Consider the following 15,311-nt stretch of genomic DNA (forward strand, 5'->3'; position numbering starts at 1 on the left):
TTTTCTCTTTTGATACATCAATTCCTACGCTGATCATCTGTAACCTCCAAAATAGATTTGTAATTGTTCCCATCCACACTTATTACAACTCATTTTAGTTCGTTACACGAAAGCACCTTACGGGTTTCAACCTGCTTAAACGACTGTTTATAATAAGGGGTGGCTGACAGTTTTCGTGACGGATGTGGCTAATCCAAAAAGAACATCGCCAGACCAATTACTCCCTTATCATAAAAAAATAAGTGCAGAGGGTAAAGCACAAATGATATGCTTTATCTCTTACACTTATATGGTACTAAAAGAGAAAGCACAAAATCTCTTGCAAGGGAAAGATTTTGTGCTTTGATTCTCTCATATCACATAACAGATGGGTTGTTTTTTGGAAATCATTCCCCTTTCAGCAGATGGGAAATGGATTTATACAGTACAAATGTGATGGCGCAGTTCAGACCTGCTTTGATCAGGTTGAAAGGAATGATGGCAGGCAGCAGCATGGGGATCACTTCTTCCATGGATGTGCCCAGGAAAATAGGTGTCAGTACCAGATTCATCAGTACCATTGCGCCTGTCATAACCAGCGCGCCTACGATGAGGGCGATGGCTGCTGTTTTTCTTGTTTTATTTCTGCGGTAGATGTTGCCGGCAATCAGTACGCAGCTGCCAGTTGCGAAGATGTGCATGATGATACCGATGGGACCGCCGCTTGCTGCGCTGACAGTCATACCCTGAATGATGGATACCACTACAGTCAGCAGGAAACCAGCCACAGGGCCGAAAGCAAATGTACCAATGAGGATAGGCACGTCCGCAGGATCATATTCCAAAAAAGGTGCCGCGGGAATGATGGGGAAATGTACGGTTGCCACCAAAATCAGAGAGATGGCGCCCAGCATACCCAGAGCTGTCAGTTTTCTTACATTCTGTTTTCTTTTTACCGCTGTTGTTTTTACTGCGTTTTCCATGATTTTTCTTCCTCCATTTTTTGTTTAGAATTTTCAGGCTTCCGCCAATCTTTGTGACGAACTTTTTCTCTTTTGGCAAAAGAAAAAGCCTGAAAATCTTCAGGCTAAACAAGCAAAATAAAGGTCGGGCTTTTTCGCATCCGCGCGAAAAACGCACCAAACTTTTATTCTTCTCCCATCCAGACTATACTGTCGGTTTCGGAATCGCACCGAATCCTGCGCCAAAGCGCTCGCAGACTTTACTGCCGATCGGGAATTTCACCCTGCCCTGAAGAATTTCATATTTCATTTACAAGTTCATTATATCAGCTGTGAAAAAACTGTCAAGATTTTTTATTAGAAAATACTATCAAAAAAATAGGCTTTACTTTATGCAAAACAACAGTTTTCCGCAGACCATCCTGCATTCTGGAAAAAAAGCCCATGGACTGTCATGGGCTTAGAAAATGCTTAACCTTCCTGCGCTGCAGTATTCGCAGATGTTTCAGCTGCAGGTGCTTTTACAGTCGCTGGATCTACCGCAAACAGTTTAATAGCGGTTTTCGGGTCCGCACTCTTATAGTACACTTCCACCAGGCTGTCCGGTTCCAGACTGCCTGCCCGTGTCATGTCTGCCTGATCTTTGGTGAAGATCCGCAGTGTGCCATCTTCCAGACGCAGCACCAGATTATACTGTGCCGCTTCCACAACGGTACCGGTTACCTGTTCCACGCCTTCCGCTGTCAGGTCTGTGAAAACAAGCTGACCTGCCTTTGTCTGCATGGCTACAGGGAAGAAAGCGGAGAATAAGTCCGCAGGCACATACTGCACGCCATCCATCAGTTCCGGCGCGCCGCCGATGCTTTTTGTTTCGCCGCCTACCAGATAGGCATCCTTACCAGAAGCAAAACCAACAGTGGTTGTACCGTCAGAAAGGGTAACGGAACGTGTCTGTTTATCCCACGCTACGGTATAGCCCAGAATATCCCCTACTTCCCGGACAGGTACCAATTTTGTGCCCCATTCGTCTGCATACAGGGGCTGGGTCACTTCTGTATCCTGCACCATCATGGTACCGGAAATTTTTTCTGCCCCAAAAGCTGTTGTGCCGCAGCCCAATGTCAAAATACCAGCCAGCATATATGCCATCATTCGTTTCATAATCCTCTCTCCCTTCCAATATGTATTCCGTTCTTTTTTCAGTATATCAAATAGTATGGCACAAAAACATTACATTTCTGTAAAGAATCTTTGACAAAACCATAACAATTATTCCACACCCCGCATGGTCAGAGAAATGCGCTTGCGCTGCAAATCCACGCTCATTACTTTGACGGTAACAATGTCCCCCAGTTTCACCGCTTCTAAGGGATGTTTGATGAATCGGTCGCAAATCTGAGAAATATGTACCAGACCATCCTGATGGACACCGATATCCACAAACACGCCGAAGTCAATGACATTGCGGACAGTGCCTTTCAGCACCATGCCTTCTTTCAAATCTTCCATGGTCAGTACGTCACTGCGAAGGACAGGGGCAGGGGCTTCGTCACGGGGGTCACGACCGGGTTTTTCCAGTTCCTTGACGATATCCTGCAAGGTAGGCAGACCGATGCCCAGTTTTTCCGCTGTTTCTTCGGTCATGCTGACTTTGTTTGCCAGACCTTTCACCTGACCAGACGCCACATCATCCAGAGAATAACCGCAGAGTTTCAGCAATGCTTCTGCCGCCTTATAGCTTTCGGGATGAACGCCGGTTTTATCCAAAGGCATATCGCTTTCGGCAATGCGCAGGAAACCAGCGCACTGTTCAAAGGCTTTGGGTCCCAGTTTGGGGACTTTTCTCAGTTCTTTCCGGTTATGGAACAGACCGTTTTCTTCACGATATGTGAGAATATTTTTCGCAACGGTGTTGTTGATGCCTGCTACATAAGAAAGCAGAGCAGGGCTTGCAGTGTTCAAATCAACGCCGACGCTGTTTACACAGTCCTCTACCACGCCGCCTAATGTTTCGCCCAGACGTTTCTGGTTCATGTCATGCTGATACTGCCCAACGCCGATGGATTTGGGGTCGATTTTCACCAGTTCCGCCAGAGGGTCTTGGATACGTCTGCCAATGGAAACGGCAGAGCGCAGGGCAACGTCATAATCAGGGAATTCCTCCGCACCCAGTTTGGAAGCGGAATACACAGAAGCCCCTGCTTCGTTGGCAATGATGTAATAAACTTTTTTATCCAGTTTTTTCAGCATTTCCGCCACAAACTGCTCGGATTCTCTGGAAGCGGTGCCATTGCCGATGGAAATCAGGTCTACGTCATATTTTTTGATAAGATCCGTCAGTTTCTTTTCCGCTTCGGCTGTCTTGTTCTGAGGGGGTGTGGGATAGACCACGGTGGTTTCCAGGGGTTTACCTGTTTCATCAATAACGGCAATCTTACAGCCAGTACGATAAGCAGGGTCTAATGCCAGCACTGTTTTTCCTTTGATGGGTGGCTGCAAGAGAAGCTGTTTCAGGTTTTCCCGGAATACACCCATGGCGGATTCCTCGGCTTTTTCTGTCAAATCATTGCGGATTTCCCGTTCCAGAGAAGGTGCAATGAGGCGTTTATAGCTGTCGGCAATGACTTCCTGCAACAATTCAACCGCAGGACTGTTTTTGCGGATGAGCTTCCGTTCCAGTTTTTGCAGGAGTTTTTCTTCGTCCCCTTCCAGCTTCACTGTCAGGATGCCTTCTTTTTCCCCACGGTTTACCGCAAGGATGCGATGTCCTGCGGCTTTTTGCAGAGGTTCGCTGTAATCGTAGTACATTTCGTAGACGGTTGGTTCTGTCTGTTCTTTCGCCGCCTTTGTCACCAGCTGACCATGTTTCATAGTTTCTTCACGAAGCATTTTCCGCAGGTCCGCGTCATCAGAGAACTGTTCTGCCAGAATATCTTTTGCGCCGTTGATGGCATCCTCCACAGATTCCACGCCTTTTTCCGCATCTACAAAAGCGGCGGCGTATTCTTCCAGCGGCACCAGAAATGCCTGCCCGAAAATGTATTCCGCCAGAGGTGCCAGACCTTTTTCCTTAGCAATGGACGCACGGGTGCGACGTTTGGGGCGGTAAGGACGGTAAATATCCTCGATTTCTGTCTGGGTCATGGCAGCTTCCAGTTTTGCGGAAAGTTCATCGGTCATGGCGCCCTGTTCCGTAATGGCGTTACGCACCATTTCCCGTTTTTCTTCCAGATTTCTGAGAGCTGTGAGCCGTTCCGCCAGCTGACGGATAATCTGGTCATCCAGAGAACCAGTGACTTCCTTACGATAACGGGCAATGAAAGGCACGGTGTTCCCTTCATCCAGCAGTTTCACGGTGTTTTCCACCTGAGAAGCCTTGATGCCCAGTTCTATCTGTAACTGTTTCAAAATATCCATAGATGTGTTTCCTTTCTCCAAAAAAATATCTCTTTTTCCATTTTAGCATACAAAATGGACGGTTGCCGAAAAAATTTTCTCCCTCCGTTTTCCAAAAAACGTGTTTTTCCGCATACAAAACGCGGAATGAAAACAATCCCCGCAAAAATACAACAGCTGGAACCCTATACAAGGATTCCAGCCATATTTGTTTTCTGACGTTTTTTCCTTTATTTCGCGCGGTAGTTTTTCCAGATGCAGTCCAGTTTGGATTTGCACAAAGCACCATCCATGGTAAGCCAGTAAGCATTTTTGCCATCTACCACTTTCCGCTCCGCATAGCCTCTGCACACCAGATAATCCAGATGGGCAATGGTTTCCCCTACGGCGAACCAACGCTGGGACAGAGGGAATTCCTCCCATGTTTTCCCGCGCATGGACCAGCGCAGACAAGCGGCAATCTTTGTGGCATGACTGCCGGGGAACTGCTGGATGGCGTCTACCGTTTCTTTCATTCGTTTCAAATGATGCTCCACGATTTCGTCCATACGTTCATAAACGTTCATATCGTTTTTCCGATGGGCAGGCAGGGCTGTCCGAATGGGGATGTCCCTTGTTTTCACCAGGGAATCCAGATAATTCCCCAGAGAATCCGCTGTGCCTACCCAACAGGTGATGTTGGGGGTGATGTCAAAAAGGATATGGTCTGCCGTAAAGAGGAGCTGTTCCTCTCTCTGGTACAGAAGCATCTGCCCCGGTGTGTGTCCGGGCACCAGAATGCACTGAAATTTCCATTTCCCTACGGTGATCACGTCCCCGTCCTCCAGCTCTTCCACATCGAAAAAGCATTCCGGCTCAAAACCTCTGGCAGGATTGCCGCTGTGGAGGATATTGATCTGTTCCTGTGTAAAGCCTTCGGCAATGAAATTGGCATCGGAAACTTTCCAGACTTCTCCCACCATCAGCCCTTCCAAAACGGCATAATCCACACGGCTCATGTACATTTTGCCGGGCTTGTCCTTCATAAGGGTAGGCGCCAGACCGGTATGGTCTGCGTGAAGATGGGTCAAAAACAGGTTTGTCTTTTCCCAGTCCGCGTCCAGTTCTGCCAGCCCTTCCAGAAGGGCATCCAGACATTCTTTCCGATTGAATCCAGTATCTATAATCAGTGTTTCGCCGCTGTCCTGAATGACATAGCAGTTCAGGTTTTTCAGGGGGTTGTCCGGCAGAGGCACATCCACCCGATAAACGGCGGGGTTTTCATATATCTTTGTCAGCATAGTTGTGTTCCTTTCTCTTTTTCAAACTGCATTTATTATAAAACAATCAGACAGTGGCATACAAGGCGGAAATCAGACGGTTTTTCTATGGTATTTCTCATTTGCTTTGAGCAAAATGCAGATTTTTTGCAGGAAACCATTTCCTTTGGGGCATCTTCATAAGAAAACAAAGAAAGCGGAAATCCTTATCATAATAGAAGATTTTCCGCTTTCTTTTATTGAAATTTTCATTGGTATGTTTTCTTCTGAAGACAGCTGTCACAATTCCCCTTAAGAAATCAATAAAACAAAAAAACCAATGTTTTCTTAAGGGGAAGTTGCTTTGTCCGTCTTGTTTTTTTCTTTGGAAATTCCATTTTTATTTTTCACAATGTAATATATACTTGACATTTAGAAAGATATAGTATATAAATAAAGTAAGAGATGAAAATGAAGATACAGGAAGGGGGAACATCCTTGAAAAATCTAAAGCTGAAAGCCGCCCGGGCGGCGAAAGACCTTTCCCAAGAGCAATTGGCACAACTGGTGGGCGTCACCCGGCAGACCATCGGCATGATTGAGGCCGGAAAGTACAACCCTACCCTGAACCTGTGCATTGCCATCTGCAAGGCACTGGGAAAAACACTGGATGAATTATTCTGGAACGAGGAGGAATGAGGTATGATCAAAGACGAACGTATTGAACAGGCAAGGAACAAAATCTGGGCGGAAATGATGCAGATTCTGTATTTTATTGCGGTATTGTCCTTTGTGGTGAAAATCCTGTTCCTGCAGCAAAGTTTGCAGGACTGCACTTTGGAATATGTGATTTTGATTCTGACACCCATTTATCAGATGATTCGTGCCAGACAGATGGGCGTTGTGCTGAATGTAGTGGCAAAGCCCAATCCCAAACGGCTGGTGGCTTCTCTGGTAGGGGGCATGGTTGCGGTAGGCATCTGCTTTGCCATGCAGACAGAAGCAAAACAGCCTGCGGAAATCTTCACCATGCTGGGCACCTTCGTAGTGGTATTTCTGGTGGTGCAGTTCGGCATGTACCGCATGGGCAAACGCAGACAGGAAAAGCTGGAAAAAGAATATGACGATGAGGATTAAAAAACCGTGGTACTTTGTACCACGGTTTTTCATTCAATCTAAATTCCACCGCCTGCAAAGGCGAATGAGGGACAGCACAAAAATCACAAGGGACAATCCCAACAGCACTTTCAGCCAAAAAGTCTGATTTGTCAGAGAAAACGCCAAGCCGGGCACATTCACTGCAAATCCCAGCACTGTCACCACAACGCCATAGCCCACCAACAAAAGCCCGAAGGCATGCACAGGAATCCCTTTTCGCTTCATACCCACCAGCACATCCACCACCAGACAGGCGCCAAGGCAAAAAGCGGAATCTCCCAAGTTCAGTCCCCTAAAAGGAAAATCCGGGGCGAAAAGGGTCTGCGCCAGACACAGGGCAATGAAGCCGCTGAACAGGCAGCCGTCTTTCTGGGGGCTGCGTTTCCATCGTTTTTCAAATTCCGCTTGCAGGATTTTTTCGTCTTCTGTCATGGAACATCCCTCCTCTGCCTTTCAATCATTTATCTTCTTTTATGATACCACAGGTCTGACAAGTTTTCCTCGGACAAATCCACGAAAAACCAGTGTAGACAGCAGACAATCTGCACGATGTATGTCTAGAAATCATGGCGGCTACCGCCATCGCTTCCGATTTCCTCAAAAATATTTATAATCTCCTCTATTTTCTGAAAACATGCCGCATCTGTCAGGCTTTCATCCTCCAAAACAGCCTTAATTTTCCGCAACGCTTCATAACATCGCATTTCCAACAATTCTTCCACAGAAAAAGATAATTCTGGAAAGCAACTTCCCATTAAGAAAACATTTCTTTTCCTTGATTTCTTAATGGGAATTGCGACGGCTATCTTCAGAAAAAAACAAATCCAAATATAATCTCAGTAAAATAAGAAAGCCAAAATTCTCTATATGACAAGGATTTTAGCTTTCTTTTTTTCTTATGAAGATGCCCCTAAAATGTATTTCTATTTTCTGTTTTGCTAAAATTTCCACCAACATTTCCGTATATAAATCCATTTTTTCACCATCCTTCCAATGTGGACTAATTCTAGTCCCATTATACCATAGGGATTTCTTAGAATGAAGCAAAAAAAGAACTTGTTTCAGTCCACAAGGAGGTACCCATGGAACCAAAAATCAAACAATCTCCCACCATCCCCATTGGGGAAAACATCCGCCGCATCCGTCTGGAAAAGGGCATGGGACAGACAGAGCTTGTCCGGCAAATCCAGCTTCTGGGCGTTCCCCTGACCAGAGAATCTCTGGTGAAAATCGAACGGGGCATTCAGCACATCTCCGCCGTCCAGCTTCGTGCCATTCGGGATGTGCTCCAAACCACCTACGACGCCCTCCTTGTGGAAAAATCCTGAAAAAATGCAAATTTTCCGAAAAAAAATCCTTGCCTTTTTCTTTTTGGTATGCTATGCTGTTTTGGTATGGGCGCATACGTCCATCTAGAAGTAAATCCTTGCTCTTTCTTCGGGAAAGGGCCATTAGTCCAAAAGGAGGTGTAACCTAACATGAACAAATACGAATTGGCGTTGGTATTGAGTCCCGCACTTGACGATGAAGGCAGAGCGGCTGAAGTTGCCAAAGTACAGGCTGTCCTGGAAAGATTCGGCGCAAAAATCGAAAAAGTTGATGATTGGGGCAAAAGAAAACTCGCTTACGAAATCCAGAAAGTAAACGAAGGTTTCTACAGCTTCACAACTTTCGAAGCACCCGCTTCTGCACCTGCAGAAATCGAAGCTCGTATGCGTATTATGGAAAACGTTCTGCGTTATCTCATCATCCGCAAAGAAGCGTAAGAAAAAGGAGGGTTTTCTATGAACAAAGTGATTTTGATGGGCAGACTGACAAAGGACCCCGAAGTGCGTTATGCGCAGGGCAGTGAACCCCTTGCAGTAGCCAGATACACTTTGGCAGTAAACCGCCGTTTCAAACGACAAGGCGAGCAGGACGCTGACTTTATCGGATGCGTTGCATTCGGCAAAGCTGGCGAGTTTGCAGAAAAATATTTCAAAAAAGGTCAAATGGTCGGTGTTGTCGGCAGATTACAGGTTCGTTCCTGGGACGACAACGAAGGGAAAAGACACTGGACAACAGAAGTTGTCGTAGAAGAACAGCACTTTGCAGAAAGCAGAGCGTCCTTCGAAAGCAACAGCAGCCGTGGTGACTATGCCCCTGCTGCTCCCGCACCCGCTGCTCCCAAGCAGACAAGTGGTGGCGCTGACGGTTTCTACCCCATCGACGAAAGCATCGAAGACGACGATTTGCCCTTCTAATTCATCGAAAAGGAGGCTCGGAACATGATTCAGAAAAAACGTGGTCGCAGAAAAAAACGCGTATGCCAGTGCTGTGCAGATAAAGTGACAACAATCGATTACAAAGATGTAAGCAAACTGAGAAGATACGTTTCCGAAAGAGGTAAAATCCTTCCCAGAAGAATCACAGGCAACTGCGCAAAACATCAGAGAGCGCTGACAACAGCAATCAAGAGAGCAAGACACGTATCCCTGATGCCCTACACACAGGACTAAGATACCGCTCGATTTTTTACAAACACAAGATTTCCCTTTGGGGGCATCTTCATAAGAAAACAAGGAAAGCTGAAATTCTTAAAAAAGGATTTCAGCTTTTTTATTTTGACTGAATGAACGATGTATGTTTTCTTATGAAGATAGCTCAGTTTTTTTCTGCTCATTTTTCCTTCCCCTGCCCTGTCCTTTTGGACAAAAACAGGAATAAAACCCAGTTTTTTCGCCTATATTATCTACAAAGGTCGTACATCCGGCGAAAGGAGGGGTTTTTGGATGCACAAAAGAAAAAAAGCCACCGAGGGCGAAAAAGTTCTGGCTGCCATTTACGCCATCCAGTTAGAGCTGCGGCGGGCACAGGCAGGCTTTCAGGATGAAACCGACGAAGCCCTCATTGACAGCTACATTTACGAGATCATCTCTCTGCATAAAAAATACGAATATTACCTGCGGCGGGCAAAGGAATTGGGGCTGGCTGCCGCAGGATGCGCGAAAATCAGCTGATACAAATAAAGGGGGAAGAAATATGAGTTCTACCACCGTTTTATCTGCCATGGTCATCACCTGTCTGGTGATCGTGGTACTGGTGGCGCTAGCAAAGCCCCTGCAGGGGCTTTTTCGCTTTCTGCTTTCAGGGATTTGTGGCTCTGCCCTGCTCTTTCTTTTGAGCAGACTGGGCTTTGCCGTAGGCGTCAATGCTGTCACCTTTGTGGTAACAGGGCTGTTGGGGATGCCGGGGGTGGCAGGTCTTGTGGTGCTGAGCCATTTTCTTTGAGAAAATGTAGGTTTTTGTAAACTCCTGTCGAGAAGAAATGGCAGAAAAATCATTGGGGCAAATTGACAGCACGCCATGATTTGTGATATGATATCCACAGATAAGATCAGTATCGGAAACGCTGGTTTTATCGGAAACAAAGTCTTCTTTTATGATAAGAATACCCCCATTTTTCTTATCACTTGCCGAAAAGAACCATCGGGTCCCCCAATCCGATGGCTTTTTTCATTTTCCCCATTTTTTTCAGAAAGGAGTCTTTCTATGACACCTGAACAACTGGCAACAGATCTGAAAAGCCTGCTTTTACAGAAGGACTTTCGCCTTGTACAGCAGCCCGAGGACACTCCTGCATTTGATCTGTACATACGCATTGAAAACCCTGTTTGCTGTGTGCTGGCAGTACAACCCCATGACACTGCCGAACATCGGGAAGATGTGGCTGCCTTTGTGGAAGGACTGCAAAAACAGCTTCCTCAGATCCAATGTACCCAGCTCATCTGTCTGTATCTGACCATCGGCGCGGAGTCTTTGGCGGAAGTACATCCTCTGGCAGACACAGACCGCATGGGCAATCTGCACCACATCGCTTGGCATTACGCCACGGACACACAAACCTTGCAGACAGCCGACGGCAGCCCGGACAAGCTCATGGGCATTGAAAAACTGCTGCGGATGGCAGCCACCGGCGAAGAACTGCCCAAAGACACCCTGCGGAAAGACACTGCCGGAAAACGCCCCGTGGTAACTTTCACTATTTTTGCCATCTGCGCTGCCCTGCTCCTTTACGGCATGGTAACGGGACAGAACGAATTTCTCTGGGAGCGTTTCAGCGTCAGCCGGGAAACCGTATTGGGACAGGGGCAGTATTACCGCCTCATCACTGCCATGTTCTTCCACGGCAGTATCATGCACCTTGCCGCCAACAGCATTTACCTCTTTTACTTCGGCAGTCGGGCAGAACTGCTGCTGGGCAAAGTTCGCTATATGATCCTGTATCTCATTTCCGGTATCTGCGGCGGACTATGCAGCATTTTTCTGGGGCATTATGCCTCCATTGGCGCATCTGGTGCCATCTTCGGACTTTTGGGCGCCATGCTCATTCTCACACGGGAGAAAGGTTCCCGTTATACAGGCATGAACTACGCCACCATGATATTGCTAGCATTCACAGCCCTTGCCATGGGCTTTCTGGATGTGGGTGTGGACAACTGGGCACATCTGGGAGGATTCCTCTCCGGCGCGCTGGTGTTCTTCCTCATGTTCCGTGCCAAAGAATGAGCCCTGCGGACGGTTGTTCCCTCTTGACAAGGTGGGAGCAGCCGTCTTTTTTTGCACAAAACCGACCACTTTTCCCCACAGGTTTTCCACGTCTTTTTTTGGGGATAACTTGCCATTTATACACAGAATAGGATACAATAAGTGGGAAAAGGTGAAAATGTAACAAAAACCCCACCAAATTTTCAATATATTCCACCAAATAAATTTGAAAAAACAAGATATAGTCCACAGGCAACCCATGTTATCCACACTTTTTCTGTGGATAACCCAAAAACCATGTGGATAACCGGAAAGGAAGGATAGAAAAATGGACCATTTGACACAATTATGTGCCAGATTGCAGGAAGCCGCATCCGCTTCCCCCTACGCAGAAAAAAAACTGGTGTTCGGTGACGGCTGCCAGAATCCCCGACTGATGATGATCGGCGAAGCCCCCGGCGGCGATGAAGAAAAGCAGGGTCGTCCCTTTGTGGGCAAAGCAGGGAAAAACCTGTCTGCGTTTCTGGAAACCATCGGCTTGAAACGGGAAGAAATCTACATCTCCAATGTGGTAAAGCTGCGTCCCACCAAGGAAAGCCCCAAAACGGGAAAAGCGGTAAACCGTCCCCCTTCCAAGGATGAAATCGCCTTTTTCCTGCCCTTCCTACAGGAAGAAATCAAAGTGGTGAATCCCCAATGGATTGTCACATTGGGCAATGTGCCATTAAAAGCGGTGACAGGAGATGCCAAAGCAGTCATTGGTGACTGGCACGGCAAACCTTTCACACTGGAGGACGGAAAAATCCTATTCCCTCTCTACCACCCCGCAGCCATCATTTACAATCGGGCATTGTCCGAAACTTATCAGCAAGACCTGATGACACTGAAAGGATTATTGGAAAAATAAGCATACAAAAAGGAACCCTTTCAGAAAACATGTCTGATAAAATCCTATAAAATAAACAAGCTGGAATCCTTTTTTACCGCAAAGGCTCCAGCTTTTTGTTTGCTTATAAAGTTTTTTATTCCGCCAGTTTTTTCAGCAGTTTGGCATAGGTTTCCACGCCCAACGCCAAAATTTCCTCATCAAACTGGAACTGTGCACTATGAAGAGAATGGGTATAACCTTTTTCCGCGTTGCCGCTGCCTAAGAAAAAGAACATGCCCGGTACTTTCTGCAGATACAGAGAGAAATCCTCTGCCAGCATATAAGGGGGTGTTTCTTCGTAAGCATCCCCTGCCACTTCCTGCAAAAGTTCCACCAATTTCGGGTCGTTATCCACCACGCGATACATGTGACGGAACACGGCTTCTCCTTTGCAGCCATAACCAGCGGCAATACCAGAAGCCACTTCCTGGACGCGTTTTGTCATGGTTTCGTAGGCTTCATCACTGAATGCACGCATGGTGCCTTCCAGCTTCACTTCCTTGGCAATGATGTTGCAGGCTTCGCCGCCGTGGATGGCACCGAAGGTAAGTACGCCGCTGTCCAGAGGGGATACATTCCGGGAAAGGATGGTATGCAGTCCTGTAATGACTGCCCCTGCCGCAAGAACGGCGTCATGTCCCAGCTGGGGCTGTGCACCGTGAGCACTTTCCCCGTAAACATGCACATCCACTTCCCCGTTTCTTGCCATCATAGCGCCTTTGCGGCAAGCCACTTTCCCCTGAGGCACCTGAGGGAAGATATGACAGCCGATGATGCAGCGAACGGGATGTTTTTCAAAAAGTCCTGCATCCACCAGAAGCTGTGCGCCGCCGGGACCTTCTTCTGCTGGCTGGAAAATGAGGACAACATCGTTTTCCAGTTCGTCTTTATGTTCCTGCAAGTATTTGGCAAAGCCCAGCAGTACTGTCACATGACCGTCATGACCGCAGGCATGCATACAGCCCACATGCTCCGAAGTGAAGTCGCAGCCTGTCTGTTCTGTTACCGGCAGGGCGTCCATATCCGCGCGGAATGCCACCGCTTGTCCCTTACCTTTGCCCCGAATCACTGCCACCACGCCTGTTTCCAGCCATGTTTCCAGCTCTGTGATGCCGAAGCCCTCCAGTTTTTCCCGAATATAGGCGGAGGTTTTGTATTCCTTCAGCCCTAATTCGGGGATTTTATGCAAATCGCGGCGAATCTGCCGCAGTTCTTCTACCATGTTTTGAAAATACGCTTCCATTGGCTTTCCTCCTTTGTTCTGATTGTTCTCATTGTATCACAGACATCTTTCTTTGGAAAGGATACAAATTCTGTGGAAAATCTGCCCAATTTCGTATATAATAAAAGGCAAATACAAAAATCAAAAAATAAAGGAGAGATTTACCCATGGATTATGATATGACCAATCCCTATGAAATTGCGAAATACATCAAGGAAGCCAAAAAGGCAACACCTGTCAAAGTATATGTAAAAGGCGACCTGAGCGGCGCATCCGCAGAAGGCGTGAAAGTATTCGGTCAGGGAGATTTCTGGATCCTCATGGGCGACCACGCTGCCGTACAGGCTCTGCTGGACAGCAAAAAAGACGCCATTGTTGACTGCGCTATGGAATATGACAGAAGAAACTCCGCTGTTCCCATGCTGGACATCACTGGCGTGGAAGCACGCATCGAACCCGGCGCATTCATCCGTGACCGGGTAAGCATCGGCAAAAACGCTGTTGTCATGATGGGCGCTGTGATCAACATCGGCGCTGAAATCGGCGAAGGCTCCATGGTTGACATGAACGCTGTTCTGGGCGCAAGAGCAACTGTAGGCAAAAACGTACACGTTGGCGCAGGCGCAGTGCTGGCAGGCGTTCTGGAACCCCCCAGTGCAACACCCGTTATCGTTGAAGACGGCGTAATGATTGGCGCTAACGCAGTGGTACTGGAAGGCGTACGCATCGGCGCTAACGCTGTTGTTGCAGCAGGCGCAGTGGTAACAGAAGACGTACCCGCAGGCGCTGTTGTAGCTGGCTCCCCTGCTAAAGTCATCAAAATGAAAGACGAAAAGACAGAAGGCAAAACACAGCTTATGGAAGACCTGAGAAAATAAGACTTTCGGAAAATCAAAACATCCCCTCTCTCAGGGGCATCTTCATAAGAAAACAAAGAAAGCTAAAATCCTTATCACGACAAAGGATTTTAGCTTCCTTATTTTTTTTATTAAGATTTTTGTTATGTTTTCTTATGAAGACAGCCATCGCAATTCCCCTTAAGAAACCAAGGAAAATAAAAATCAATGTTTTCTTAAGGGGAAGTTGCTTTCAGAGGGGATGTTTTTTTGTTGGGACAGAAAAAAGGCGGCAGTTGCCTGCCGCCGAAATAAAGTATCATGTGATGTCAAATATTACCAAAGATCCCAGAAGGAGTATGGTACTGGTGTATTGGGCATGGTACCAGGTTTCATGGCATTCTGGAAATCTGTCATGGCATTCTGCAATTTGGTGTAAGCTGCATTCACAGTATTCTGGGAAGTCAGAGGGGCTGTCAGAATTTTTTCTGCTTCTGCCACTGCAGTATCCAATGCGGTTTTCTGTGCCTGAGGTACCCATTTTTCCGTAGGTGCCACATCTGTGCCGTTATTAGAAGATACTTTTACACCTTCCATGGCTTTCTTCGCTTCTGCTACCTTTGCCTTCAGTGTGTCCACGTTGGATACACTGACTTTAATGGTGAAAGTACCTACTACATTGCTGCCATCCTGCGCAGTCGCCTTAATGACAGCCTGACCGGGCATCAAAGCAGTGACTTTCCCATTTTCCACTTTGACTACGTCAGGATTTTCACTAGTCCAAACAACAGTCTTGTTTGTAGCATCGCCGGGCTGTACATCTGCTGTCAATGTTGCGACGTCGTTCACATTCAGTGTGTTTTTGCCGCTGATGGTAATCTGTGTCACTTTTACATCAGCCTTTGTTACGGTTACAGTACAGGTTGCTGTTTTATCTCCCGCTTTGGCAGTGATAATGGCTGTTCCTTCTGCTTTCGCTGTCACTTTGCCGTTATTGTCCACTGTCGCAACATTTGTTGCATTGCTTTCCCATGCAACCGTTCTGTTTGTTGCATTATCAGGTTT

The 15,311-nt window shown here is 47.0% G+C and carries 19 protein-coding genes and 1 riboswitch; of the genes, 11 read left to right on the forward strand and 8 right to left on the reverse strand.

What is annotated here, in order from left to right; translation table 11 throughout:
- Positions 1–386 precede the first annotated feature (386 nt).
- From BUB35_RS15085 to BUB35_RS15100, 4 genes are all read right to left on the reverse strand, one after another.
- A complete protein-coding gene (locus BUB35_RS15085) occupies positions 387–962 on the reverse strand; it encodes an ECF transporter S component (RefSeq protein ID WP_072853106.1) in 576 nt (191 codons plus the stop codon).
- Between the two features lie 163 nt (positions 963–1,125).
- Positions 1,126–1,242, reverse strand: a riboswitch (FMN riboswitch).
- A 170-nt stretch (positions 1,243–1,412) separates the two neighbouring features.
- Positions 1,413–2,102: a copper amine oxidase N-terminal domain-containing protein gene (locus BUB35_RS15090; RefSeq protein WP_072853108.1), complete on the reverse strand. Its 690-nt coding sequence runs from the start codon at positions 2,100–2,102 to the stop codon at positions 1,413–1,415.
- Positions 2,103–2,210: 108 nt separating this feature from the next.
- On the reverse strand, positions 2,211–4,358 hold the full coding sequence (locus tag BUB35_RS15095) for a Tex family protein (RefSeq protein WP_072853110.1): 2,148 nt from the start codon (positions 4,356–4,358) through the stop codon (positions 2,211–2,213).
- A 209-nt stretch (positions 4,359–4,567) separates the two neighbouring features.
- The gene (locus BUB35_RS15100; RefSeq protein ID WP_072853112.1) at positions 4,568–5,617 is read right to left on the reverse strand and encodes an MBL fold metallo-hydrolase; all 1,050 of its coding nucleotides are present in this window, start codon (positions 5,615–5,617) and stop codon (positions 4,568–4,570) included.
- 429 nt (positions 5,618–6,046) lie between these two features.
- On the opposite strand from BUB35_RS15100, the gene BUB35_RS15105 reads away from it, so the two are divergent.
- Both BUB35_RS15105 and BUB35_RS15110 read left to right on the forward strand, forming a co-directional pair.
- Positions 6,047–6,274, forward strand: a complete 228-nt coding sequence (locus BUB35_RS15105) for a helix-turn-helix transcriptional regulator (RefSeq protein ID WP_022365353.1) — start codon at positions 6,047–6,049, stop codon at positions 6,272–6,274.
- Between the two features lie 3 nt (positions 6,275–6,277).
- Entirely contained in the window at positions 6,278–6,712 is a 435-nt protein-coding gene (locus tag BUB35_RS15110; RefSeq protein ID WP_072853114.1) for a DUF6773 family protein, read from the forward strand.
- Positions 6,713–6,745: 33 nt separating this feature from the next.
- Here BUB35_RS15110 and BUB35_RS15115 read toward each other — a convergent pair whose 3' ends face one another.
- Both BUB35_RS15115 and BUB35_RS19110 read right to left on the reverse strand, forming a co-directional pair.
- Entirely contained in the window at positions 6,746–7,165 is a 420-nt protein-coding gene (locus BUB35_RS15115; RefSeq protein ID WP_072853116.1) for a hypothetical protein, read from the reverse strand.
- Between the two features lie 125 nt (positions 7,166–7,290).
- Positions 7,291–7,437 carry a hypothetical protein gene (locus BUB35_RS19110; protein ID WP_159432901.1) on the reverse strand — a complete coding sequence of 49 codons (147 nt, stop codon included), beginning with the start codon at positions 7,435–7,437 and terminating at the stop codon, positions 7,291–7,293.
- A gap of 378 nt (positions 7,438–7,815) precedes the next feature.
- Between BUB35_RS19110 and BUB35_RS15125 the strand changes: the two genes are divergently transcribed.
- The 8 genes from BUB35_RS15125 to BUB35_RS15160 all read left to right on the forward strand — a co-directional run bounded on the left by BUB35_RS15125 (position 7,816) and on the right by BUB35_RS15160 (position 12,167).
- Positions 7,816–8,061 (forward strand): helix-turn-helix domain-containing protein, encoded by a 246-nt coding sequence (locus BUB35_RS15125; protein WP_072853120.1) that lies wholly within the window; start codon positions 7,816–7,818, stop codon positions 8,059–8,061.
- 150 nt (positions 8,062–8,211) lie between these two features.
- Positions 8,212–8,499: a 30S ribosomal protein S6 gene (gene rpsF, locus BUB35_RS15130; RefSeq protein WP_072853122.1), complete on the forward strand. Its 288-nt coding sequence runs from the start codon at positions 8,212–8,214 to the stop codon at positions 8,497–8,499.
- Between the two features lie 18 nt (positions 8,500–8,517).
- On the forward strand, positions 8,518–8,976 hold the full coding sequence (locus BUB35_RS15135) for a single-stranded DNA-binding protein (RefSeq protein ID WP_022255721.1): 459 nt from the start codon (positions 8,518–8,520) through the stop codon (positions 8,974–8,976).
- Between the two features lie 24 nt (positions 8,977–9,000).
- Complete coding sequence (gene rpsR, locus BUB35_RS15140; RefSeq protein WP_022255722.1) at positions 9,001–9,231, forward strand: 30S ribosomal protein S18; 231 nt, start codon at positions 9,001–9,003, stop codon at positions 9,229–9,231.
- A gap of 273 nt (positions 9,232–9,504) precedes the next feature.
- Positions 9,505–9,732 carry a DUF2508 family protein gene (locus BUB35_RS15145; protein ID WP_072853124.1) on the forward strand — a complete coding sequence of 76 codons (228 nt, stop codon included), beginning with the start codon at positions 9,505–9,507 and terminating at the stop codon, positions 9,730–9,732.
- Positions 9,733–9,754: 22 nt separating this feature from the next.
- On the forward strand, positions 9,755–10,003 hold the full coding sequence (locus BUB35_RS19115) for a pro-sigmaK processing inhibitor BofA family protein (RefSeq protein ID WP_072853125.1): 249 nt from the start codon (positions 9,755–9,757) through the stop codon (positions 10,001–10,003).
- 261 nt (positions 10,004–10,264) lie between these two features.
- Positions 10,265–11,281 carry a rhomboid family intramembrane serine protease gene (locus tag BUB35_RS15155; protein WP_072853127.1) on the forward strand — a complete coding sequence of 339 codons (1,017 nt, stop codon included), beginning with the start codon at positions 10,265–10,267 and terminating at the stop codon, positions 11,279–11,281.
- 307 nt (positions 11,282–11,588) lie between these two features.
- Positions 11,589–12,167, forward strand: a complete 579-nt coding sequence (locus BUB35_RS15160; RefSeq protein WP_072853129.1) for a uracil-DNA glycosylase — start codon at positions 11,589–11,591, stop codon at positions 12,165–12,167.
- 115 nt (positions 12,168–12,282) lie between these two features.
- Here the strand turns inward: BUB35_RS15160 and BUB35_RS15165 are convergent, their stop codons facing one another.
- Entirely contained in the window at positions 12,283–13,431 is a 1,149-nt protein-coding gene (locus tag BUB35_RS15165) for a M20 metallopeptidase family protein (RefSeq protein ID WP_072853131.1), read from the reverse strand.
- A gap of 146 nt (positions 13,432–13,577) precedes the next feature.
- Here BUB35_RS15165 and dapD point away from each other — a divergent pair, with 146 nt between their 5' ends.
- Positions 13,578–14,288 (forward strand): 2,3,4,5-tetrahydropyridine-2,6-dicarboxylate N-acetyltransferase, encoded by a 711-nt coding sequence (gene dapD, locus BUB35_RS15170; RefSeq protein ID WP_022255728.1) that lies wholly within the window; start codon positions 13,578–13,580, stop codon positions 14,286–14,288.
- A 294-nt stretch (positions 14,289–14,582) separates the two neighbouring features.
- Here the strand turns inward: dapD and BUB35_RS15175 are convergent.
- Positions 14,583–15,311 (reverse strand): Ig-like domain-containing protein (locus tag BUB35_RS15175; RefSeq protein ID WP_143185473.1); only part of this gene is annotated, 729 nt, incomplete at its 5' end.

The organism is Anaerotignum lactatifermentans DSM 14214 (assembly GCF_900142265.1).
In the GTDB taxonomy this organism is placed as follows: Bacteria; Bacillota; Clostridia; order Lachnospirales; family Anaerotignaceae; genus Anaerotignum; species Anaerotignum lactatifermentans.

Bases quoted from the DNA above. Each gene is read 5' to 3' on its own strand.
- BUB35_RS19115 (WP_072853125.1), top strand. From the start codon at position 9,755: ATGAGTTCTACCACCGTTTTATCTGCCATGGTCATCACCTGTCTGGTG.
- BUB35_RS15125 (WP_072853120.1), top strand. From the start codon at position 7,816: ATGGAACCAAAAATCAAACAATCTCCCACCATCCCCATTGGGGAAAAC.
- BUB35_RS15105 (WP_022365353.1), top strand. From the start codon at position 6,047: ATGAAGATACAGGAAGGGGGAACATCCTTGAAAAATCTAAAGCTGAAA.
- BUB35_RS15155 (WP_072853127.1), top strand. From the start codon at position 10,265: ATGACACCTGAACAACTGGCAACAGATCTGAAAAGCCTGCTTTTACAG.
- BUB35_RS15160 (WP_072853129.1), top strand. From the start codon at position 11,589: ATGGACCATTTGACACAATTATGTGCCAGATTGCAGGAAGCCGCATCC.
- BUB35_RS19110 (WP_159432901.1), bottom strand. From the start codon at position 7,437: ATGCGATGTTATGAAGCGTTGCGGAAAATTAAGGCTGTTTTGGAGGAT.
- BUB35_RS15085 (WP_072853106.1), bottom strand. From the start codon at position 962: ATGGAAAACGCAGTAAAAACAACAGCGGTAAAAAGAAAACAGAATGTA.
- BUB35_RS15135 (WP_022255721.1), top strand. From the start codon at position 8,518: ATGAACAAAGTGATTTTGATGGGCAGACTGACAAAGGACCCCGAAGTG.
- BUB35_RS15165 (WP_072853131.1), bottom strand. From the start codon at position 13,431: ATGGAAGCGTATTTTCAAAACATGGTAGAAGAACTGCGGCAGATTCGC.
- BUB35_RS15115 (WP_072853116.1), bottom strand. From the start codon at position 7,165: ATGACAGAAGACGAAAAAATCCTGCAAGCGGAATTTGAAAAACGATGG.
- BUB35_RS15090 (WP_072853108.1), bottom strand. From the start codon at position 2,102: ATGAAACGAATGATGGCATATATGCTGGCTGGTATTTTGACATTGGGC.
- BUB35_RS15110 (WP_072853114.1), top strand. From the start codon at position 6,278: ATGATCAAAGACGAACGTATTGAACAGGCAAGGAACAAAATCTGGGCG.
- rpsF (WP_072853122.1), top strand. From the start codon at position 8,212: ATGAACAAATACGAATTGGCGTTGGTATTGAGTCCCGCACTTGACGAT.
- BUB35_RS15145 (WP_072853124.1), top strand. From the start codon at position 9,505: ATGCACAAAAGAAAAAAAGCCACCGAGGGCGAAAAAGTTCTGGCTGCC.
- BUB35_RS15100 (WP_072853112.1), bottom strand. From the start codon at position 5,617: ATGCTGACAAAGATATATGAAAACCCCGCCGTTTATCGGGTGGATGTG.
- dapD (WP_022255728.1), top strand. From the start codon at position 13,578: ATGGATTATGATATGACCAATCCCTATGAAATTGCGAAATACATCAAG.
- rpsR (WP_022255722.1), top strand. From the start codon at position 9,001: ATGATTCAGAAAAAACGTGGTCGCAGAAAAAAACGCGTATGCCAGTGC.
- BUB35_RS15095 (WP_072853110.1), bottom strand. From the start codon at position 4,358: ATGGATATTTTGAAACAGTTACAGATAGAACTGGGCATCAAGGCTTCT.